The organism is Microcoleus sp. Pol8_D6 (assembly GCF_036700965.1).
Classification (GTDB): domain Bacteria; phylum Cyanobacteriota; class Cyanobacteriia; order Cyanobacteriales; family Microcoleaceae; genus Microcoleus.
The window spans coordinates 1-20,752 of record NZ_JAUBPW010000085.1 but is presented as its reverse complement, the minus strand read 5'-3'; the positions used below and the strand labels follow the sequence as shown (position 1 = coordinate 20,752).

At 45.6% G+C, this 20,752-nt stretch carries 19 protein-coding genes and 1 tRNA gene; 12 read left to right on the top strand and 8 right to left on the bottom strand.

The features are described 5' to 3' along the window. Positions 1–69: 69 nt before the first annotated feature. On the bottom strand, positions 70–2,757 hold the full coding sequence (locus tag QUA10_RS25435; RefSeq protein WP_333085288.1) for a glycosyltransferase family 39 protein: 2,688 nt from the start codon (positions 2,755–2,757) through the stop codon (positions 70–72). Positions 2,758–2,889: 132 nt separating this feature from the next. On the opposite strand from QUA10_RS25435, the gene QUA10_RS25430 reads away from it, so the two are divergent. Next, positions 2,890–2,962: transfer RNA gene (locus QUA10_RS25430), tRNA-Phe, on the top strand. Positions 2,963–3,276: 314 nt separating this feature from the next. On the opposite strand, the gene QUA10_RS25425 is transcribed toward QUA10_RS25430, so the two are convergent. Beyond that, complete coding sequence (locus QUA10_RS25425) at positions 3,277–4,566, bottom strand: sulfonate ABC transporter substrate-binding protein (RefSeq protein WP_333086410.1); 1,290 nt, start codon at positions 4,564–4,566, stop codon at positions 3,277–3,279. Positions 4,567–4,789: 223 nt separating this feature from the next. On the opposite strand from QUA10_RS25425, the gene QUA10_RS25420 reads away from it, so the two are divergent. Continuing rightward, complete coding sequence (locus tag QUA10_RS25420) at positions 4,790–5,458, top strand: cadmium resistance transporter (RefSeq protein WP_333085290.1); 669 nt, start codon at positions 4,790–4,792, stop codon at positions 5,456–5,458. A gap of 497 nt (positions 5,459–5,955) precedes the next feature. Here the strand turns inward: QUA10_RS25420 and QUA10_RS25415 are convergent, their stop codons facing one another. Next, positions 5,956–7,404 (bottom strand): DUF4339 domain-containing protein, encoded by a 1,449-nt coding sequence (locus QUA10_RS25415; protein WP_333085291.1) that lies wholly within the window; start codon positions 7,402–7,404, stop codon positions 5,956–5,958. A 231-nt stretch (positions 7,405–7,635) separates the two neighbouring features. Here QUA10_RS25415 and bchI point away from each other — a divergent pair, with 231 nt between their 5' ends. Both bchI and ruvC read left to right on the top strand, forming a co-directional pair. Beyond that, the gene (bchI, locus tag QUA10_RS25410; protein ID WP_333085292.1) at positions 7,636–8,751 is read left to right on the top strand and encodes a magnesium chelatase ATPase subunit I; all 1,116 of its coding nucleotides are present in this window, start codon (positions 7,636–7,638) and stop codon (positions 8,749–8,751) included. Positions 8,752–8,840: 89 nt separating this feature from the next. Next, complete coding sequence (gene ruvC, locus QUA10_RS25405; RefSeq protein ID WP_333085303.1) at positions 8,841–9,374, top strand: crossover junction endodeoxyribonuclease RuvC; 534 nt, start codon at positions 8,841–8,843, stop codon at positions 9,372–9,374. A gap of 7 nt (positions 9,375–9,381) precedes the next feature. On the opposite strand, the gene QUA10_RS25400 is transcribed toward ruvC, so the two are convergent. Further along, entirely contained in the window at positions 9,382–9,951 is a 570-nt protein-coding gene (locus tag QUA10_RS25400) for a Uma2 family endonuclease (RefSeq protein ID WP_333085293.1), read from the bottom strand. Positions 9,952–10,212: 261 nt separating this feature from the next. On the opposite strand from QUA10_RS25400, the gene QUA10_RS25395 reads away from it, so the two are divergent. Beyond that, positions 10,213–10,587, top strand: a complete 375-nt coding sequence (locus QUA10_RS25395) for a hypothetical protein (protein WP_006632950.1) — start codon at positions 10,213–10,215, stop codon at positions 10,585–10,587. Positions 10,588–10,693: 106 nt separating this feature from the next. Here QUA10_RS25395 and QUA10_RS25390 read toward each other — a convergent pair whose 3' ends face one another. Then, entirely contained in the window at positions 10,694–10,963 is a 270-nt protein-coding gene (locus QUA10_RS25390; RefSeq protein ID WP_333085294.1) for a hypothetical protein, read from the bottom strand. Positions 10,964–11,217: 254 nt separating this feature from the next. Between QUA10_RS25390 and QUA10_RS25385 the strand changes: the two genes are divergently transcribed. From QUA10_RS25385 to QUA10_RS25375, 3 genes are all read left to right on the top strand, one after another. Further along, the gene (locus tag QUA10_RS25385) at positions 11,218–12,441 is read left to right on the top strand and encodes a hypothetical protein (RefSeq protein ID WP_333085295.1); all 1,224 of its coding nucleotides are present in this window, start codon (positions 11,218–11,220) and stop codon (positions 12,439–12,441) included. 10 nt (positions 12,442–12,451) lie between these two features. After that, positions 12,452–12,685 carry a hypothetical protein gene (locus QUA10_RS25380; protein WP_333085296.1) on the top strand — a complete coding sequence of 78 codons (234 nt, stop codon included), beginning with the start codon at positions 12,452–12,454 and terminating at the stop codon, positions 12,683–12,685. Positions 12,686–12,941: 256 nt separating this feature from the next. After that, positions 12,942–13,580 (top strand): restriction endonuclease subunit R, encoded by a 639-nt coding sequence (locus QUA10_RS25375; protein WP_333085297.1) that lies wholly within the window; start codon positions 12,942–12,944, stop codon positions 13,578–13,580. 80 nt (positions 13,581–13,660) lie between these two features. On the opposite strand, the gene QUA10_RS25370 is transcribed toward QUA10_RS25375, so the two are convergent. The 3 genes from QUA10_RS25370 to QUA10_RS25360 all read right to left on the bottom strand — a co-directional run bounded on the left by QUA10_RS25370 (position 13,661) and on the right by QUA10_RS25360 (position 16,020). Continuing rightward, complete coding sequence (locus QUA10_RS25370; protein WP_190745620.1) at positions 13,661–13,996, bottom strand: ribulose bisphosphate carboxylase small subunit; 336 nt, start codon at positions 13,994–13,996, stop codon at positions 13,661–13,663. 45 nt (positions 13,997–14,041) lie between these two features. Further along, positions 14,042–14,452: a RuBisCO chaperone RbcX gene (gene rcbX / locus QUA10_RS25365; protein ID WP_333085298.1), complete on the bottom strand. Its 411-nt coding sequence runs from the start codon at positions 14,450–14,452 to the stop codon at positions 14,042–14,044. 137 nt (positions 14,453–14,589) lie between these two features. Next, entirely contained in the window at positions 14,590–16,020 is a 1,431-nt protein-coding gene (locus tag QUA10_RS25360) for a form I ribulose bisphosphate carboxylase large subunit (RefSeq protein ID WP_333045238.1), read from the bottom strand. 619 nt (positions 16,021–16,639) lie between these two features. On the opposite strand from QUA10_RS25360, the gene QUA10_RS25355 reads away from it, so the two are divergent. The 4 genes from QUA10_RS25355 (at position 16,640) to QUA10_RS25340 (ending at position 20,276) form a co-directional block, all read left to right on the top strand. Next, positions 16,640–18,397 carry a serine/threonine-protein kinase gene (locus QUA10_RS25355; protein ID WP_333085299.1) on the top strand — a complete coding sequence of 586 codons (1,758 nt, stop codon included), beginning with the start codon at positions 16,640–16,642 and terminating at the stop codon, positions 18,395–18,397. 64 nt (positions 18,398–18,461) lie between these two features. Next, entirely contained in the window at positions 18,462–18,896 is a 435-nt protein-coding gene (locus QUA10_RS25350) for a hypothetical protein (RefSeq protein WP_333085300.1), read from the top strand. 54 nt (positions 18,897–18,950) lie between these two features. Continuing rightward, positions 18,951–19,757, top strand: a complete 807-nt coding sequence (locus QUA10_RS25345; protein WP_333086409.1) for a hypothetical protein — start codon at positions 18,951–18,953, stop codon at positions 19,755–19,757. Positions 19,758–19,811: 54 nt separating this feature from the next. After that, positions 19,812–20,276, top strand: coding sequence for a hypothetical protein (locus tag QUA10_RS25340; RefSeq protein WP_333085302.1), 465 nt, complete (start codon positions 19,812–19,814; stop codon positions 20,274–20,276). Positions 20,277–20,752: the final 476 nt, after the last annotated feature.

The window sequence follows — 20,752 nt, the reverse complement described above, 5'->3', positions numbered from 1 at the left end:
ATTTAGAAGCACAGGCGTTACAGATTTAGAAGCACAGGCGGCAGGCCCGTGCCACAATAAAAGGGATTGTTAAATTTTTAGTTTTTTTAAGTATTGCAAATCTTGCCATGCTTGAATGAGATTACCTTGCATCAGAGCCGCTACACCGTTTAAAATTCTAATTTCCGGTAGATTGGAGTTGAGAGCGAGAGCAGGTTTTAAGGCGGTTTGAGCGGCTTTGGGATGCCAGCCGTACAGGTGTACGAAAGCGAGATAGGCGTAAGCGTAAGGGTTTTTTGAGTCGAGTTGAGTGACTTTTTCTAAGGCGGCGATCGCACTTTCGACATTCTGCTGCAATACTCGCGAAAATGCCAAAGCATAAGCCAATTCTAGATTATTTGGTTCCTGCTGCAACCGATATTCTAACGCTTGTTCTGCTTGCACGGTATAATCTTGAATTGGATCGTACTGATTGATGCGCCCAATCTGCTCGAATACAGGTTCTAAACCGGGCAATCCTTTGGGTAAATTAACCGCCATCGCCCGCAATTGAGTCACCAAATCTAACTCAGGCTTATCAGTATTATCCTCGTTTCCACGCTCTGCCTGAAAACGCATATCCAGAGGCTCTGCCTCGATCTTAACACTAACTGCAGGCACATTAATCGGATAAGTTTCCCCGGTTTTCCGATTTAGATAAGTAGCTTGCAGATTGTAAGTTCCCGGTGCAATATTAGCAGGAGGAAGCATCGCCGTGCGATCGACAACTCGAAACCCCACAGCAAATTTATCCGCTTCCAGAATCCCCGGATGCAAAGTCGCCTGTCCGATCGCGCGATCGTGTAAAATCCTGAAAGTTTGTCCCGGTGGAATATTGCCAGACTGCTGATTTTGCCACGTTACCAACACTAAACCAGACTGCAACTGCTGCCAAGGCCCAGACCAAGTATAAGTAACCGGTAGCGCGACTCCGGGAACTGCTTTCGCAGCGACAATAACTCGATCTAATTGTACTTGCGATAGCCCTTTATTCAACGGCTGTATTTCGACAGGCTGCACTCGCTTGCGATAAAGATTTAAATTAGTATAATCTGGCAAAAACCAAGTTTTTTCTAACTGAAATTTATCGCCTTTTTCAATCGCGGTTACGGCTGCATTTTGAGCTTTTTTAATCCCTTCGCGAATCGAACCTTGCGGGCCACTTTTTGTTACGAACCAAGAGAGCGATCGCACATCTTGCGGCACTTGTTTTAAATTCGTTCCCACCTGCCGCCCGTAAACCTGAAAATTAGCCAAAGCACCGTAAAAATTCAAATTATGCTGGTTAATTTCCGGCGTCGAAGGCAACACGCCTAAAGTAGATTGCAAATAAGGTTCCCGATCAATAATTTCTGCAATTACCTCTCGGTGCGGCCACTCTTTCCCCAAGTAAGGATAGTTAGAATTGCCGGGACTGATAATTTGGACTAAGCTATTTCCCAGAGCACCTCCCAGCGGCAAGATATGGAACAGCATCGCCAGAATTGCCAAGCCAACTGTACCCCAGCGAATTTGTCGTCCCCACCGAGAAGGCCACAGCGTTAAACAGTAGGCTAAGAAAATAGATAAAACTGGCAAATAAGGTATCACATATCGGTCGTCTTTGTTGATATTTAGAGAATTAATTAAATAAGCTCCTACCCAGAAAACAGCCAGCCACCGACACGAGTTCAGATAAAAGATGGACGAACTATCTTGTCGGCGACGCCAATAAAGTATCAATCCTACTAAGGGAATAAGTAACAGAGGCCAAGAAATGTGTTCGGGTAAGTGCTTACCGTAGTAAATCCAAGCGTCGATCGTATTGATGGCCGGATCTCCTTCGGCGATCGCAGAATCCAGCGTTGCCCGTTTTCCCCCGGTCAAAATTAACAGCCAATTGGTTTTCGCCCACGGCCCAAACACCGCCACCGACAGCAACAAACTACCTGCTAATTGACCTAATCTTCCCCAAGCTTTTTGTCGCACCGCACCAACAGCCAACCAGACAATCGGGGTAAATAGAAATAAGACTGTAGTGTGTTTAACTAATATTGATAAGCCGAGAGAAATTCCAAAGGCGATCGCCCAAAAGAAAGACGACGGGGAGAGTGGGGGAGTGGGGGAGGGGGAGAATTTATACTTTTTCTTTGTTCGTTCCTCCAACAGAGTTCTATCGGTTACATCCGTTACATCCGTTACATCCGTTATAAAATCCGTTGCCGAACTTCCTTCTTCCTTCTTTCCTTCAGAAGCCTTCCACATTGTCAGACAATAAAAAGCAAAAGTAATCGTCGCAGTGAGGGGATAGTCGAGTAAAAATTGCAAGCGGAACCGATAAAGTCCCGGTAACAAAACGCAAATTGCAGCGGCCCACAAACCGACTTGCCGGTTAAATAATTGGACGCCGAGACTGTAGACTGAGGCGAGGAGAATTGCACTAAATAATAAATGAACGAGGGTTGCCCGATCGCCCCCAGTACCGAAAACCTGAAGAAACGGAACCGTTAAGATGTATGCCAAGGGCGGAATTTTCGTCGAAAGCAGCCAGAAGTTTGTCCACCACTCCCCGGAAAACCACTGAGGATGCTGCAACGCCTGCAAATATTTCAGGGTGCTAGTCAGGTAGTCTGCTTGATCCCACGCCGGGACAGATCGATCGAGGGCAAACCAGAGGCGATCGCTAATTGCCCCCAGCAGCCAAATTATGCCCAAGACAAGCAGACTCTTGCCCTCGCTGTCCCGATGTTGCTGTGCCATTGCGATTGTTGGATTTTAGGTTGTAGCTTTTAGCTTACAGGCGGGCGGTTCCGGGCGATCGAAAATTAATTTGAAAAAGTGCTTGCTAAATTCTGTATGTGTCTGCTAAGATAGTAAAGCGCGAAAAAACAAGCCGGGATAGCTCAGTTGGTAGAGCAGTGGACTGAAAATCCACGTGTCACGAGTTCAAGTCTCGTTCCTGGCATCGCAAAGCCCTCACAAAGTTGAGGGTTTTTTTTTAGGAAAAATGCGGGCAATGCAGCTAATCAAGATGTCGGTTTGCCGATGGGGGGTGACAACCCCGCCGGAAACCCAGACAGAGCTAATATTTGACCGACTTGTGCTAAAAAAAACATAGGTCATATCAATTCCGGTTGCACGAGCCAGATGACTGTTGACTGTTGACGGGCGGGTCGAAAAACTGAATGATGGTTGAATGTTGTTGACTCGATTTTACGCGCGACGATGAAGCGCGGATTTGAGATCAGACAAAAATTACACTCGAGTGTAATTGTCAGATTAATAAGTCCAGTTTTGCTTGGTCTGCAAACTATAGGTTCCATCTTTCACATTCACCCGCTCAGGAATCAGATCTAAATCTCTAAATATATTTGCCTGGTGCTGTAGGGCAGTGAGCGATTGGTCGTCGATCGGGATAATAGCGCGCTCCGCACTACGTCGCTGTAAAATTTCTACAATGGATGGATCTATTTCATGGTGTTCTGCCAATCGCACAGCAGCTTCTAATTCCTGTTTCTTAGCCCAAGCTCCAGCTTCGTTTACCTCTTCTAAAATCACCTTGAGCAAGTCGGGATAGTCGCGTACCAACTCTGGAATCGCGTAGTAATAGGTCGGAACTTCTAAAGAGGCTTTGTCACCAAAGATGCTCTCTAAGTCTGCAATCGAGCGCCCTGGATAAGCACTTCTGACTTGAGTGGTCGTGTAGGGAACCCAAATCACCCAAGCATCCACCTCACCCGCGCGGAATAGGGGCAGCGCCTGTGGCTGGGTCAGATAAATTGGCTCAATGTCACTAAACTCTAATCCCACTTTTGCCAATGCTCGCACCAGCACATAATGGGCGCTTGAGCCTTTGTCAAAAGCTATCTTTTTACCCTTCAGGTCGGCAACCGTCTGAATTGGCGAATTTTCTGGTACTAAAATCGCTTGACCTTTAGGAGCAGTATATTTTTCTTTAGCCACCCGCACAAACACATGATCTGCTGCTTGAGAGAAGATGCTCGCCGTACCACCGCCGCCGCAGAAATCGATCGTCCCATTGCTTAATGCTTCTATCAGAGCAGAAGCTGATAAGAAGCTTGTCCAAGTAACAATCAGCCCAAATGGTCGCAAACGGCTTTCGAGCAAACCTTGAGCACGCAGGACTTCCAGATTCGTCATACCCTCTGGATAACCGATTTTGAGTTGCTTGAGTCGCCGCGCTTGCTCAGCTAAGGGTGTATTGCCCGAATGAGCAGAACGATTAGAAAACCAGCGATCCAAAACGACACAGAAAAGTATGCCCCCCACAAATAGTCCCACCGTTTCCAGTAACCGGATTGTTGAGTCTTTAGACAATTTGACCTGATTTACCTGACTAATGACTAGAGGGGAGAGTACATTGCCAGAGGCAGAAGTGGCAATAGCATGACTGTCAAAAGCCAGACTCAAGACTAAAACCAAGACCAGGCCGATACAAAACAGACCTACAAACCGATAGGTGGCCGATATACCAGTGGCCGAACTGAGCGACCGTAAGATATTGTGACCTGTGCCTCTAGGCACACGGTCAATCAAACGGCTAATCATAATGACTCCTTTGATAAACACAGGTGATGGACATTCTGGGATGAGTTGAAGCTCGGGGATCAATTCAAAGCACCGCTTGATATGGATAAACTACCAAATTTGCTCGCTTGTTACACCCAATATGCGATACTCACATTATCATATCGAGATTATGGTGATTTTTCACAACGGTTGAGAAATCAGTAGTTTCGGCGATGGGATAGGTATTGAGTGAGAGACGGTAATGGATTGGTTAATTGCAACAATTAAGATTGGACTGGCTGTTGCTGTCGCAACAACGTTTGACGACAACATTTATCTGACGGCCTTCTTCAGTGAGGTTAATCGTACTTTTCGTCCTAAACACATTGTGGTGGGTGAGCTTATAGGGTTCACGGCATTAATCACGGTAAGTTTAGTTGGTTTCTTGCTGGGGCTAGCAATTCCGTCAACTTGGACGGGGTTACTGGGAATTTTGCCGATACTGATTGGCTTGAATAATTTACTCAACCTTAACAAGGATGATTCAGCCGAAGATAAGTCAGATAATCTAAAAAGAAACTCTAAATTTCGCGGATTTGATTCTCGGCAGCGATCGCTCTGGGACGTAATTCGCGATCCGCAAACTTATCGCGTTTCCGCAGTCACGATTTCTAACGGTGGTAACAATCTTGGCATCTATATTCCCCTATTTGCTAGTAGCAGTATTCAAAATCTGGCTGTGATAGTACCGATTTGCTATTTTATTGTTTGCTGCTGGCTGTTTATGTCCTATACTCTGACGCATCTACCTGGTATTGCTTTGGTTCTCAGCCGTTATGCGAGCAAGATTTTCCCTTTTGTGCTAATGTGGCTGGGTTTCAGAATTCTGATAGACAGCGAATCCTATCGTCTTTTTCTACCAAACACTTGACAGACAAAGGTGATCGAAGCATCGAAAAAATCCATGACAACAGTACCATTCTCTACAATAAAGGAATAAAAAAGACTTTAACATAATAGATGAATACCAAAAAAGCTAGACCGTAATCCCAAATTAGTGGTCTATCAATTTAATCTCCTTGCCATTCCCTATCTTGCAGTTACTTTTGACAGAGTAGCGGCGTGGCTTCAATTGTTTGCCGGATTCCTATTGTGACTTCGCAGTTACTATGCAAGCAATCGATCGGGAGCAGTGGACTGAAAATCCACGTGTCACGACTTCAAGTCTCATTCCTGGCATCGCAAAGCCCTCACAAAGTTGAGGTTTTTTTTAGGGGAAATGCGGGCAATGCAGTCAATTATCGAAATCGATTTGCCTGAAAGTTTAGCTTACGAGATTGATGAATCTGTTCGACCTGAATATTTAAAGCTGTGGAGAAGCGTTCAACTCCGACGAGAATAGTTTTGAGAGTGAATTATTTAACTGTCTTATTTTTGAGTGAGGTACGCCGCTAGTTCTGGAATTTCACCGGCGCGCTGCCACTCGGTTTGTCCGCGCCGCACTTTGGTTCGGGCTGTGATTTCCTGAATTTCCCATAATTGCAATTTTGTATAGGGCCCCTTGGCTTCTCCGCTGCGAAACACATACCATTTGGCAATTTCAGGAGTTTGCTGGGTCGATCGTCTTACAGGTTTCATCCGATTCATTCCAGTTGTCGCTTTGAGCTGATTTAGCTCTTGTTCTACCGGATTCGGAGGCGGTGAGTTAGAGTTGGGCGATCGCTTTTTTTTAGCTGAACTCTGACTTTTCTTAGCCTCCGGCTTACCTCTAGCAATTTCTACTTCGCCAGGCCACCCCCAGAAATGCCACACCGCCACCCACACTAGCGCCACAGCAGATCCTAAAATCTCTTGTTGTGTTTCTGACCATTCTTTCGACTCTCCAAACAGCAGAAAACCGATCGCACCGAGTACGATCGCTATGAGGTTTAGGTAAATTAGGTTGGTCGTGTCGTTAGCGGCTAAGTGCCAACTGGTTGTGTGCCGAACAAAAGATTGGCTGGTTGCTGTCCTGTTGTGTTTCCAAGCTTTGCGAGCTTGAATCCCGCCGTAACCAGGAGAGTCGGCGGGCCACCACGTCGCGCCCCAATTAACTAGATGCGCTGACCAATACTGCAAAGCTGCATATCCCACTATCCCGCTTAGCAGTACGCAAATAACTAACAGAAAGGTTGTCAGTGGCAGTAGCTGTATTGGCACTATTTCGGCGGTCGCAACAGTTAGCAGAAAAAACGGAGTACCAGTTAATACTGGAACTAAAAAAAGTTCAAGTATCTTTAGAAGGTCTGCATAGAAAATCCATAAGAATTTAAAAATAATTTTAAGCAGCTTTGCAAAGCGGAAGTGATACAGGTAAGCAGATGCGATCGCAGTTCCTAGAATTAAAGCAATCAGCGCGCCCGAAGAGCTTCTGATCGGCAGCATAAAAAGGGCTGTCGGCGGAATTCCCATCACGATTGCTGCTGGCAGTGTGAGAAATGCTATAAGGCCTTCCCGCCAGTGCTTCCAAGCCGATACAGTCGGCGGTTGCTGATTGTGTCGGCGAATTTCCACCCACTCTGCAAACTTGGTTAACCCCCAGTGATAGAAAGCAAATAACCAGATTTGGCACAACCAAGCAAGTACGATCGGGGATTCCCAGTCAGAGTTCCTGATGGTGTACCAGTACGTCCTTCTAAATCCGTAGGAATAGTAGTAAGCATTGGGCCACAGTAAAGAAACAATCAACCAAAAGCTAATGCTTAAGGCAAACCCTCTGGCGCACGATTTAGGATCGGGGAGGAATTTCGGCCAATTATTCATGTTTGGGATAATTTGACGGGATCTCATCAATATTGTCCCATCGCGCCGATCGTTCTGGGCCGTGCGATCGTCCATAAAAATTGCTGCACAGTGCCGGATGTGCCAAGTTGATTAAAACTTTTTTTAAATAAACACTCGTACTCGTTATCCTGTTGAAGGGGATCAGTGCTCTGTGGGCATCCTAAAACTACGCGCGTGCGAAGCTATCCCGAACGCGCGTGCGGGCCCGTTGCGGTAGGGAATCGCTCCAGACAATCCCTTATCCCCTACAATAAACAAGCAATTATTATATTTTTGAGTTATCCTGTGAGTCCTACTGCCGAAGTCAGCAATACCCTAAATGCGGGCGCTCTACCAACCGTTACCGCTACCGCAGCCCGCCGCGCTGTTTTTCCCTTCACTGCAATTGTTGGCCAGGAGGAGATGAAACTGGCGCTGCTGTTGAATGTCATCGATCCCAAAATTGGCGGGGTGATGATTATGGGGGATCGAGGTACTGGCAAATCTACCACAATCCGCGCCCTCACTGACTTGCTGCCGGAAATTGAGGTGGTGGCTGACGATCCTTTTAACAGTCATCCCACTGATCCAGATTTGATGAGTGATGAGGTGCGCGATCGCACTATGTCTCAAACGGAGATTAAAATCGCCCGCAAAAAAGTCCAAATGGTAGACTTGCCTTTGGGCGCTACCGAAGACCGAGTTTGCGGTACGATCGACATCGAAAAAGCTTTGTCGGAAGGTGTTAAAGCTTTTGAACCCGGTCTTTTAGCTAAAGCTAACCGTGGCATTCTGTACGTTGATGAAGTCAATTTGCTCGACGATCATTTAGTCGATGTTTTGCTCGATTCTGCAGCCAGCGGTTGGAATACTGTTGAAAGAGAAGGAATTTCGATTCGCCACCCGGCTAAGTTTATTTTAATCGGTTCCGGGAATCCAGAAGAAGGAGAATTGCGGCCGCAGTTGCTCGACAGATTCGGGATGCACGCAGAAATTCGGACTGTAAAAGACCCGAATTTAAGAGTGGAAATTGTTGAACAGCGATCAAGTTTTGACCAAAATCCGCCGGAGTTTCTCGCGAAATATCAGCGCGAACAAGATGAACTGCAGCAGAGGTTGGTGGAAGCTCAGGAAAGATTGAAATCGGTAACTATCGATCGAGAGTTGCGGGTAAAAATCTCCCAAGTTTGCGCGGAATTGGACGTAGACGGGCTGCGGGGCGATTTGGTGACGAATCGGGCTGCGAAAGCTTTCACGGCTTTGGAATGCCGCACAGAGGTGACTGTGGACGATATTCGCCGGGTGATGACTCTGTGTTTGCGGCACCGGTTGCGGAAAGACCCGCTAGAATCAATAGATTCGGGGTATAAAGTGACTAAAGTGTTCGATCGGGTATTCGGCCTAGAAACAACTGAGGGGTAATTAATAATTGGTAATTGGTAATGGGTAGTGAGGAAACATTTCCCAAATTTTTAATGCCTCCTTCCCAGTTCCAATTACTAATTCTGGCAATGGAAAAACGAATTTTAGGATTAGATCCCGGCTTAGCAAATCTCGGCTATGGGGCAATTTGCTGTCAAATTGTACCGGGCAAACAAGATAAAAATAGCGTTTCCATGATTGATTGCGGCGTCATACAAACAACGCCAAAACAGGAAATGGGACAGCGCTTGAAAACAATTTACGACGATTTGCACGAGGTAATTGAACAGATTAAACCTGATATAGCAATTGCCGAAAAACTGTTCTTTTACAAAATGGGAAATACCATACTTGTAGCCCAAGCGCGTGGCGTTTTGACGCTAGTATTGGCGCAGTGTGGAGTGCCGCTGTTCGAGTTTACGCCGGCTCAAATTAAGCAAGCTTTGACCGGCCGCGGTAATGCGGATAAATCTGAAGTGCAAGAGGCCGTGGCGCGGGAGTTAGAGTTGGGTTATATTCCGAAACCCGACGATGCGGCGGATGCTTTGGCGGTGGCTTTGACTGGTTGGTACGATGATGATATTTGTCCGAAGAAAATACAGTTGGAAACAGAAAAAGTTTGATGCAATATCAAATCATGGGCAAATTCAGCACAAATCCGGGCAAGACATCTTCACCCGACAAACTCACAGGAAATTGTACAATCTCTACTTCGCGAGAAGGGCGATAAATTTCTACTTGTTCCTCTTGAGGATTAATCAGCCAACCCAAGCGCAAACCGCTGTTTAGATACTCCTGCATTTTTTCCTGAAGGGGTCGCAGCGGGTCTGTGCGCGAGCGCAATTCTATGACAAAATCAGGACAGATTGGCGGAAATTTCTCTCGTTGTTCTTCTGTTAAAGCCGACCATCTTTCTAAGCTAACCCAAGCGGCATCAGGCGATCGATCGCCATTATTAGGCAAGCGAAAAATTGTGGAAGAACTAAACACTCTCCCTAACTGCGTTTGACGGTTCCACAAGCCCAAATCTGTAATTAAATCGGCTTCTCGATTGCCGCTGACTCCGCCTACTGGTGACATAATAATGATTTCTCCTTTAGCTGTCCGTTCAAATTGCCAATCTCGATTCATCTGGCACAAACGGTAAAACTGTTCGTCTGTTAGTTCGACAGTATCTAAGTTTAAAGTAACGGTTGTCATTTTTCCCAACTCCCTATAAATATGAGTTCTGTAAACCTATTTTAGCGCTGCTTTTTGTTAATTTTAACATCCCTCCTCATAGCCCGGACGTAAGCTTTAATACAAGGGCTTAAGCCCCAGGCGGACTATTGCGAAATCCAAAATATTAGTTAAAAATGTAATGAGGTTCGATCGCCCAATTCCCACCTCCATCAAAAAATGCTATAATAGCAACTTTAATTGCTAAACTTATCCCGCCAACAGAGAACACAGGAAAATAATATGGTGATTATTACCTCACAACAAATTGCCCAATTTCGCTCGCAATTAGCCGAATATCCCGAAGCCCTAAAAGCCCTAGACGCGATCGAAGATTGCGAAGGTAACATCGAAGATGCAGCGATATCTCTAGCAATTCAAGCCGGACAAGAACCGAATATATCAGAAAATTGGTTAGACGGATTGGCGAAAAGATGCCGCGTTGCTATCTGCAAATCCGAGGTCAAAGAAGAGTTGACCAACGGACAATTGAATGCAGCATTTAGAGATTTAGTTGCCGCAAAAATTTGCCCTGATATTTTGGTGACTTCGGTGATTATTTATGTCTTTAAAACTGGGGTGAATGAGTTTTGCGAGCCTCTCGAATATAAACTGTAAAGCCATAGCTGCATTTAAAAATTAGTTGAAGCAAAGCTATCCCGAAGGGTAGGGAATCGCCCTCATTTCTCAAAACATGATACAACGAGGCGATCGCACTTTTTCTCTACCCCTTTGCACTACTGTACCCAGTCGGCCTCAAATCCGGCGACAAACCCAAAGATTTCCCCAGCAAACGAGCAAGTTGCACTAAAAAATTAGCAGTATCTTCGTCACCTTCGCGCGCCATTGAAGCCGATATCTGGATTAGCATTTGCACAAATCCCGCATCAATTAAATCGGAACAGGAACTTAAGACCTCTGGTTCTTGGCCGTTGGGACAGGTAAGCACTCGCTCGATTAAGTTCAAATAAGCCTCTTGACGTTCTGGATTCATTTTGGCAGGAGCTTTACAGTAAATAATTTATTATTACGTTTAACTCACTCCTGTCAATCAGGCGCTCGAATAAGCGATCCCCATTTTTACTCTAGAAACTCCATTCAGTCAGGAATAGACAGAAGCTTAAAGAAAATCTTAAGTTTCTCCATGCTAGTTTAGTCGAGGTAAGTTGTCCCGATGCGCCCCCTAGAATGCAAGCTAAGCTGCGCCAATAATAACCCTAAGATCCAAGGGAATTAAGAATATACAAAATGAAAATAGGAATATTTTTAGGAAATCTAGGAAACCCCGCCATCTACTATCCCAAACTTGCCCCAATTACCGGCGGAGTCGCGGCGAGCATTTTTCTTTGCCAATTATTACAATGGCAATCACAAAAGTCCAACTCCAGCGAATGGGTAAAAACCAACAGCAGCGAAATTGAAAAAGCCACCGGTTTAAATCGCGAAGAACAAGAACTCGCGAGACGCCTGCTCAAAGTGCGATCGCTCCTGAAAGAAAAATTAACAAATCCCAACACGGACACCCTAGAACTCTGGGCGGACATTGACGCTTTCGAGGAAAAACTTAATAACTTTTGGACACCAAATCCTGCCGATATCATAACACAGACAAGCCGCGAAAGCGACAATCACCCTGTAGAAATTTTCCGCGAAACATCACCCCCAAATCATGTAGTTAAAACCGACAAATATTTCGGGCAACCCCGCCAACAAATAGCTGTGGCTGTCACGCCTCATTACCGATTTAGCGGGCCTTGGAATTCCCAAGAACAACTGCACAACTTTCAGCGAGCTTTAGAAGCCTATGCTCAAGAGCGCAACTTAGGATTTGGCAATCCTTCTGGATGGGCATTTAAAATTATTGACAGCATGACAAAAGGCTTAACCTCGACTTTTTGGGATGAATTTATCGCGGGAATCCCTTTAGGAGAAAGTCAGAAAGTTAAGCGAGATTGGGAAATCGAGCCGGAAGTGCCTTATCCCGCTTTTGAAGAAGAGCGAATTCAGTATTACGTGCACAAAGGCGAACCGCTGGAAGCAGCAGTCTCTAAAGCGCGTGCTGATTTGAGAAACCCGGTTTTGGGCAAGGATTTGTGGGAGGGATTTTTGCGAAAGTGCGATCGCCTTGCCGATGATGCACTCAAAGCAAAACAGCAGGGCGTTGACACACCATATCTGCCCTCTTCCTTCAACGAAAAACCGCAAATCACCAAGGATAGCGTTATGCGGAAGTTAGGGGCGATCGCGCCGCAATTAGCCCTCAATCAATCCACATCCGACACGATTCCAGAACCGCCAAAACTCGAACAAAAAGAGCCACCAACCGCCACCGAAATTCCCAGTATTTCCTCTTTGCAAAAAGCTTACCAAACTCCTCTGGGCCGAAGTATAGTTGAAAAACAAATCGCTGCAAACCCCGACTGGGGCTACGAAATAGTTGACGGTAAAATAGTCGAATCAATCCCTTTTTAATGAGGCTGATGTGAAACGAATTAGCAATATCAATCCGCTGGGAGAAGAGCGACCAAATCCGTCTGAGGAAGAGAGAGAAAAACTGCGGGGGGAAAGGTTACAGCGAGAAAGAGATGAAGCATATCAAATGTTAGTTGAACTCTGCAATTTAGGCGAATATGACATGGCCGAGCAGTTGGCAAATAGACATTTTAATTGGGGTTATGAAATAGTTGATGGGATTGTGATGGAAAGGATAGATTAGGTTTGTTGTCACCAGACGATTGAAATCGCGTCTAGTTTCATGGGCAGGCAAGAGGCCCACTCCCCAATAAACTTGATATGTTGTGGAACAGGCATCTTGCCTGTTGCTAATAATATGGGCCGGCTCTCCGGCATACCCCACAATAAACTTGATATGTTGTGGAACAGGCATCTTGCCTGTCCCTAAGAATGGTGCAAGTTGATTACCGCAATCTCTATGTTACAATTATAACTAAAACTTAAATAACTATCAAAATATGACGACAACTATTAATGCCAAAAACCTAACCTTATCAGAAGTACACCGTCTGTTCGGCTTTCAAAAACAGTACACTAACTCATTTACCTCTCTGTTATCCCTTGAAGATATCACAGAACACGAACAGCAGGAACTTATACAAATCAGAGATGACTTCGATGACTACATTTCAACGGATCGAGTTTCTGAAGGACTGGTAAAAGCTCTGACTACCTTTCCCCTAATGCGATTGGCTGGCTTCTACCGCCGCCCGATCAAAATTAGTTTAGAACAAGACATAGCCGAAATTAGCATTGAAGAGGAAGATACAATCGTTAAAGGACGGTTTGATATCTTGGCTGTCAACAGGATAAAACCTATCAGAAGCGATACATATTTTTGGGTTTTGGTGATTGAAAGTAAAAATTCTGGAATTAACGCATTGATGGGTTTATCCCAATTGCTAACCTATGCTTATCAAAATTTAAAATATCAGGATACAATCTGGGGCTTGACAACAAACGGAATGCACTATCAGTTCGTCAATATTCAGGAGGGCAATAACCCAACCTATCAGCTAATGCCTTTGCTAAACCTGATGGAGTCCGATTCTTCAGTTTTGTTGCTGCAAGTTTTAAAAGCTATTTGTAAGCTATAAAAAAAGAGGCAGAGAAAATTCCCCGCCTCCAATCTGCAATGACTGTTAACCTAAAACTTAGATTAGCCAGCCAATATTTTTTAGTAGCCTCTGGTGTTAGGCTTGTGGACGATGAAGCTCAGCACTTGGCATTGCTTCACGTTGTCAAAACCCATGACGCGGATGTAGCAGCTAGGATTTTCTTGACGGCAAGCTTGAACTTCGGCCATGATTTCTTGGACGCTGCGAGCACCAAACAAAGGCAACTTCCACAAAGTCCAGTAGCGCATTTCAGCAGCAGAGGTTTCGTTGAATTCAACGCCGGGAATGTAGCCTTGATCCAGGATGTACTGGAGTTGCTTGGCAATTTGCGCGTCTGTCAGCGGGGGCAAATAGGACAGAGTTTCGTAACGACGCTCTTTAGGTAAAGTCTTCATTTTTTGTATCTCTAAGGTGTGTGTTCGATCGCACTTGTCGATCGATTAACTCGACAAATTATCCAGATTCGGTTCAGAATCTATTGATGTTTCAGGATTACTGCTAGAAACAGACCAATTAAGTTGCGTAGTTCGCTCTAAATGCTGGCGTCTGTGTTCCATATTCGCCTGTTGAATGCCAGTACAAACCATTTCTGGCAAAAATTCCGTCACATCGTGAGCCAGATACTCTCGCACAGTCATGATCCGAAATCCTAAATCTTGATTTTCCAAAAGCAACTCTTGAATGTAAGCTTCTCCATCTTGGATTTTGGCCTTCGTGGAAAAATCATTCAACCAGATTGCCAGAGGAGGATTGGTTTCGCTCAACTGAGCGACCACCATCCGCACGGATTGATAGGTTAGGTAACTTGCCAGCACCTTAGCGGTGTCTTTCGCAACTTGTTTGAGATCCATTTTTGACCCCAGCTCCCTCAAATTTTAGATTTTGGATTTTAGATTTTGGATGCAAACTTACTTGTAAATCTTCTTCAAAGATAAAGACTTCCCAGCAAGTTTGCGACCTAAAACCTAAAATCTCAAACCAAAAATCCTTAAAGGGTATCCATTGCCTCGAACTCAAACTTGATTTCTTTCCAGAGTTCGCAAGCAACAGCGAGTTCAGGAGACCATTTGCAAGCTTCGCGGATCACGTCGCCGCCTTCGCGCATCAAGTTGCGGCCTTCGTTACGAGCTTGGACGCAAGCTTCCAAAGCAACGCGGTTAGCAGTTGCACCAGGTGCGTTGCCCCAAGGGTGGCCCAAGGTGCCGCCGCCGAACTGTAAGCAGGAGTCGTCGCCGAAGATTTCCACCAAAGCCGGCATGTGCCAGATGTGGATACCACCAGAAGCAACCGGCATGACACCGGGCATGGAGGCCCAATCTTGGGTGAAGTAAATACCGCGGCTGCGGTCTTCTTCGATGTGGTCTTCGCGCATCAAGTCTACGAAGCCCATCGTGATGCCTTTTTCGCCTTCGAGTTTACCCACAACTGTACCGGAGTGCAGGTGGTCGCCACCGGACATCCGCAAGCACTTGGCAAGCACGCGGAAGTGGATACCGTGGTTTTTCTGACGGTCGATAACTGCGTGCATGGCGCGGTGAATGTGCAGCAAAATACCATTGCGGCGGCACCATTTAGCCAAGGTGGTGTTTGCAGTGAAACCACCGGTCAGGTAGTCGTGCATGATGATGGGGGTTTTGATTTCCTTAGCGAACTCAGCCCGCTCCATCATTTCTTCGCAGGTAGGGGCAGTTACGTTGAGGTAGTGACCCTTGACTTCGCCGGTTTCTGCTTGGGCTTTTTCAATAGCTTCTTGAACGAACAAGAAACGATCGCGCCAGCGCATGAACGGTTGCGAGTTGATGTTTTCGTCGTCTTTGGTGAAGTCCAAACCGCCGCGCAGAACTTCGTAAACGGCACGGCCGTAGTTCTTAGCAGACAGACCCAATTTGGGCTTAATTGTACAACCCAGCAAAGGACGGCCGTACTTGTTCAATTTGTCCCGCTCAACGGTAATACCGTGAGGAGGGCCTTGGAAGGTTTTCAGGTAAGCAATGGGAATCCGCAAGTCTTCCAACCGCAGAGCGCGCAGAGCTTTGAAACCGAACACGTTACCGACCAAAGAGGTCAGCAAGTTGGTGACGGAACCTTCTTCAAACAAATCCAAAGGATAGGCAATGAAGCAGATGTATTGGTTGTCTTCACCAGGAACTGGTTCGATGTCGTAGCAGCGACCTTTGTAGCGGTCGAGGTCGGTCAGGAGGTCAGTCCAAACAGTCGTCCATGTACCTGTAGAAGATTCAGCAGCCACAGCAGCGCCTGCTTCTTCTGGGGGAACTCCCGGCTGCGGTGTGACGCGGAAGGCAGCCAAAATATCTGTATCTTTCGGCGTGTAGTCCGGCGTGTAATACGTTAGTTTATAGTCTTGAACTCCGGCTTTATACCCAGCCTTTGATTGAGTTTGGGTTTGCGCGTAAGCCATATCTCGCTTCCTAGTATTCGCTTAATTTTTTTGCCCGATCGCAGGCTGTTAAAAATATATCAACAAAGTGTCACTCTCAAATTTTAATATTCTTTTAATCATCATAAGTATTATTTATTTTGCTTTACATTAGGCAAATATTTGTAACATATCTTATGAAATGCCAGCGGGGAAGGATGCAGGAGGAAAGGCTGGGGATCGCAGAGTGGGGAGGAATTTTGAGCGACCGAAAGATATCGTGCAGCAAGCGGAACAGCGGATTAATACGGTTTATGTAAAGAATTTAATACTTAAAAATCAGAATTTGTAATGGGTAATCGGCAAGGGGGAAGTAGTTAGAAATACCTAAAGTTATGGTTGGGAGTTAAGATCGATCGCCCGATCGATCTCAACTGTTATTCAGTATGTAACAATCTAAAATCCAAAATCTAAAATCTAAAATCCCGTGAATCGGAGACCGCCAACTCAAAAATCGACAGCATAGCACATAATATGGACAGGACTTGTGCTCTCAAACCAAATCCGTCGTTACAGCCATTTAACCTCGCTGAAAACCGGGTTTCTGCGTTAGCAGCGCGTAAGTCTACTATGGATATTTAGCCCCATTTTTACTCTGGTTGTGCCTCACCCCCCTTCAAAAGCCGTCCACTGCATCAATCCAGATTGCCCAAGGCCCTACCCTCAGACTTGGGGCAACAATTTTTGTCATAGTTGCGGGGCTCCACTGCGACTAAAAAATCGCTACGTGCCTCTAGAAAGCCTCGGTTCCGGGGGTTTTGCAGCAATTTTCACAGTCTGGGACACAGAAACTGAAACCGAGCGCGTCCTGAAAGTGTTGCTCGAAACGGCCCCGAAAGCGCTGAAACTGTTCGAGCAAGAAGCTTGGGTTTTGGCACTTTTACGGCATCCGGGCGTCCCTAGAGTCGAGCCTGACGGTTATTTTCACGTCCAAACGCAAAATTTTGCAGGCGGCGAGGGAAATCCTGCGGCGAAGCGGCTGCCTTGTTTGGTAATGGAAAAGATTCACGGCAAAACTTTAGAAGAGGTTCTCGACGAGCACCCTCAAGGATGTCCGCAGGAATGGGTGTTTAGTTGGCTGAGTCAAGCTGTGGAAATTTTAGAGGAGTTGCACAGGTGTCAGATTATTCACCGCGACATTAAACCCTCAAATTTGATGCTGCGAGACCCGGAATCGCCCCAAGTTTTGCTAAGCAAGGGTTTGGGTGGACTGCAATTGGTGACGATCGACTTTGGGGGAGTTAAACAGATGGGCGGTGTCGAATCCGCGGGAAAAGATTCTCCGAGTTCGACGCGGTTGATTTCGCCCGGGTACAGTCCGCCGGAACAAATTGTGGGCGGCGGTGTGGTGCCGGCGACGGATTTTTATGCGCTGGGGCGGACTTGTATTCATTTGCTGACGGGGAAGTATCCGGCGGAAATTGAAGATCCGATGACGGGGGAGTTGCGGTGGCGCCACATTGTATCTGTGAGTCCGGCTTTGGCGAATTTGTTGGACGATATGGTGCGATCTAATGTGCGGGAACGTCCGGCGACTGCTGGCGATGTTCGGGCGCGTTTGCAGGAGATTTATGCTAGGAGTAAGGGCAAAATCGCGATCGCCCCAATGGGTCAAGCTATTGTAGAATTCTGCCGGCAAATAGTGGTGGCGGGGGCGCAAAAAACGGCAAATTTGACGGTTTTGCTGTTCGGCGCGATCGCCCAAATCGTGGTAGCTTCTCTGGATACCGGCTGGGAAATGGTGCTGGGTGCCGTTGGTGGAAGTGCGGGGGCGATCGGCGGTTTGGTTTTGGGTTATGCTTCGCCTATTGGCCCGGAAATTGCCAGTTTTCTGAATGAAGGTTTGCAGCAATTAATTCCTAACATGACTTTCGCTGTCGGGCCGGAAGTGCTGCTGTTTGGATTTGCGGGGTTCGGAACTGCGATCGGTTTGACGGATGCGGGGAGTTTTCGCCAGCAAAAACAGTATTGGCTGTCTGGATTGATGGGAGCTCAGGGCTATTTGTTGGCGGGTTTGTGCTGGATGGAAGCAACAGCTTCTAGTGGTGTGCAGGGGGTTATTTTGGGAGCTTTTGCGATCGCCTCTATGACTGTGGGAATGGGTTTGCGGAGTCATCAATTAGTTCACGCTTTGGTAGTGGCTGTTTTCTCTACGGGAATGTTTCTGTTGCTGAATGCTTGGAACATTTTTCCGGGGAGTTTCTTTGGGATTTTGTCACTCTCTAACGTTACCTTCGGCTGGCTGCAAGTTTGGGGTTCAATTGTGTTCTTTGGTTTGTTGGGAAGTGCGATCGGGCTTTGTTTGGGAGTGAGTCATTATTTAGTTGTGCCCGTGCTCAGATGGTTGGGATGGCGGTAGGAATTAACACCAAATCACTATGCTAATCGAGTCGTTATCAATTAAGTCTGTCTCAAGATTTTCAATGGTTGGTGCTCTGGCGATCACCCTTGTTCTCAGCAGCCCCAATCTAGCCAAAGCCGAATCGCGAGAACAAGCCGTCGATCGATTGACTGATTTCTTATTCTACAGGGTTAATCCTCAGTTAAACAATCGCAAACTCCAAGCGGGCGATCGCGAATATAGCAATCAATGGCGGAGATTGCGCGAAGCGATCGATCCACGAGTTAAGTCGGTACAAGAAGTCTGTTTTATGCCAGCCCCAGAAGAGACAGGATGGGAATTCACGACAATTAACGGCGAAACCTACGAGCAAACCTACGATTTACTTGCAGATACAATTTTTTACAGTCGCCATCCTCAACGCACCGGACAGCCAATTCCCAAAAGCGATCGGATCGGCATTAGTGAATGGTCAGCAATTCGACGCGAAATGTATATTTCCAATTGTGGACTGTGAGACTCGATCGCCTTACACCGCAGCATTGATTGTAAAAAGAAAGGTTTTAAACCAATGAGTATGAAAAGTTGGATATGCGATCGCACTCTTATTACAACCAGAATTATTGCACCCTTGCTTGGACTAATCGCCATTGGATATACAAGTTTGGCGGATGCTGCCCCACAGCAACAAGTTCCCAGCATAAATAGTGCAAAACTCGATACAACAAGTAAAAAAAATTACCTGAATAATCCCGAAGAAAATTCAACAATCGAGGCTTTAAATAAAAAAGTTCAAGTCAGCCTTGAAAATTCTGTAAATGCTTCAAGAAAAATACCTCTTCAACAAGGTATGCCATACAAAGAGGCGCGTCAAATCCTGATTCAACAACTGTGGCAGCCAAGCTTACAGGGTCAACCCAACCTCAGAGATCGTTCGGTTAAAGAGCTATTTGATTTGGGATATAAAGAGATTAAGGATTGTTCTGGTACAGGAGAGGGGCCTTGTCGTTTTGAGTTTATCAATCAACAAGGAGAACTGCTAGTTATAGTCGCTACGACAAGAGGTTCTGAAAATACAAAACGTTTTGTGAGGAATTGGTGGATTGAGAAAAAGACAGATAGCAATCAACAAAAATCTTCATCAAACATAATTCAAGAAGGCCGTTATTGGTTGGGAGGTACGGATCAGGCTTTAGAGGTCAAGGGAAAACAATATCGATATTATGATGAGTCTAATATCGAGCGACCATGGCAACCTCTCTCTGAGTTACAATATATCAAAAAAGGCGTTGTGTTTGATGGTAAAAATTATTGGTGTTTATCTACGCTCGCACCTAAAACAGGAGGAGTTTCTTGTTCTAAAAATGGATGGCAATAGAAGATTTATTACCAGCCATATCGGAAAAATTGACAACTTTCATGGGGTTTTATCGTGCTAATTCAATCACTTTCAATTAAGTTAAAACCGAAGTTTTTAGGGGTGTGTGCATTAGCTATAGCCCTTGTACTCGGTGGTTCCAATCTAGACAGTGCTACAGCGCGCGATTATGAATCACGCACTCAAGCTGTGGATAGGTTTACGGATTGGTTTTTTTATAGAGTGAATCCTCAATTAGGAGGCCGCAAATTGCGTTATGATGATTCTTCTGCCTACATCCGCGAATGGAATGCTATTCGTAATACAGTCGATCGAGAAATGATTACTACACAAGGAGATTGCGTCGGTGATGCTTTCTGGGACTTCGATTATCGTTCTCATGTGCGATCGCTCGATCGGATTGCAGATACAATTTGGGATATCCGCGATCCATCGGGTGACAAAACTCGTGCAGATGTTTCTAAACAAGAATGGCAGAAGCTTCGTAACTCAATAAGTAGAGAGCATTATTGCTATTAATGTGCAACAATTGTCAACCCACTTTAAACAATAAATAACAACAAAAATCTCAGTTACAAATATTGTTAAAACCTAGAATATGTACCCTGAATTGTATTATGGCTCAGTTAAGTTTAACCATAGTTGGCGAAATCCAATGAAATCCAGCAATAGGAACCAGAAAATTTCGTCTGTTCAAAAATGTTGGTTTTGCCGTAGCTAGACGACAAGGCAGGTATGATTGTATAGAACGTCCCGCAGGAGAAGAACCTTGACTTGGCTTAATTATCCAGGAAAATTTGGGTTGAGAAGGGGACTGGAAAAATCAGCGGTTAATTCTTTTGCCAGCAGAGGGAATGCAAAGTTATACCAATTCTCCAAAATTATGCTACAGTATTTAGTGCCGATAGAATATAATCTCATCCCGTGATAGATGCGATTGTTTCACTTGAAAATTCTTCAAGAAAAGTGCGAACTTTTTCTGTGATTTCATCTAA

Excerpts from the sequence above, each read along its gene's own strand:
- QUA10_RS25435 (WP_333085288.1), bottom strand. The coding sequence starts at position 2,757 with ATGGCACAGCAACATCGGGACAGCGAGGGCAAGAGTCTGCTTGTCTTG.
- QUA10_RS25425 (WP_333086410.1), bottom strand. The coding sequence starts at position 4,566 with ATGATTAGCCGTTTGATTGACCGTGTGCCTAGAGGCACAGGTCACAAT.
- QUA10_RS25420 (WP_333085290.1), top strand. The coding sequence starts at position 4,790 with ATGGATTGGTTAATTGCAACAATTAAGATTGGACTGGCTGTTGCTGTC.
- QUA10_RS25415 (WP_333085291.1), bottom strand. The coding sequence starts at position 7,404 with ATGGACGATCGCACGGCCCAGAACGATCGGCGCGATGGGACAATATTG.
- ruvC (WP_333085303.1), top strand. The coding sequence starts at position 8,841 with ATGGAAAAACGAATTTTAGGATTAGATCCCGGCTTAGCAAATCTCGGC.
- QUA10_RS25400 (WP_333085293.1), bottom strand. The coding sequence starts at position 9,951 with ATGACAACCGTTACTTTAAACTTAGATACTGTCGAACTAACAGACGAA.
- QUA10_RS25395 (WP_006632950.1), top strand. The coding sequence starts at position 10,213 with ATGGTGATTATTACCTCACAACAAATTGCCCAATTTCGCTCGCAATTA.
- QUA10_RS25390 (WP_333085294.1), bottom strand. The coding sequence starts at position 10,963 with ATGAATCCAGAACGTCAAGAGGCTTATTTGAACTTAATCGAGCGAGTG.
- QUA10_RS25385 (WP_333085295.1), top strand. The coding sequence starts at position 11,218 with ATGAAAATAGGAATATTTTTAGGAAATCTAGGAAACCCCGCCATCTAC.
- QUA10_RS25375 (WP_333085297.1), top strand. The coding sequence starts at position 12,942 with ATGACGACAACTATTAATGCCAAAAACCTAACCTTATCAGAAGTACAC.
- QUA10_RS25370 (WP_190745620.1), bottom strand. The coding sequence starts at position 13,996 with ATGAAGACTTTACCTAAAGAGCGTCGTTACGAAACTCTGTCCTATTTG.
- rcbX (WP_333085298.1), bottom strand. The coding sequence starts at position 14,452 with ATGGATCTCAAACAAGTTGCGAAAGACACCGCTAAGGTGCTGGCAAGT.
- QUA10_RS25360 (WP_333045238.1), bottom strand. The coding sequence starts at position 16,020 with ATGGCTTACGCGCAAACCCAAACTCAATCAAAGGCTGGGTATAAAGCC.
- QUA10_RS25350 (WP_333085300.1), top strand. The coding sequence starts at position 18,462 with ATGGTTGGTGCTCTGGCGATCACCCTTGTTCTCAGCAGCCCCAATCTA.
- QUA10_RS25345 (WP_333086409.1), top strand. The coding sequence starts at position 18,951 with ATGAGTATGAAAAGTTGGATATGCGATCGCACTCTTATTACAACCAGA.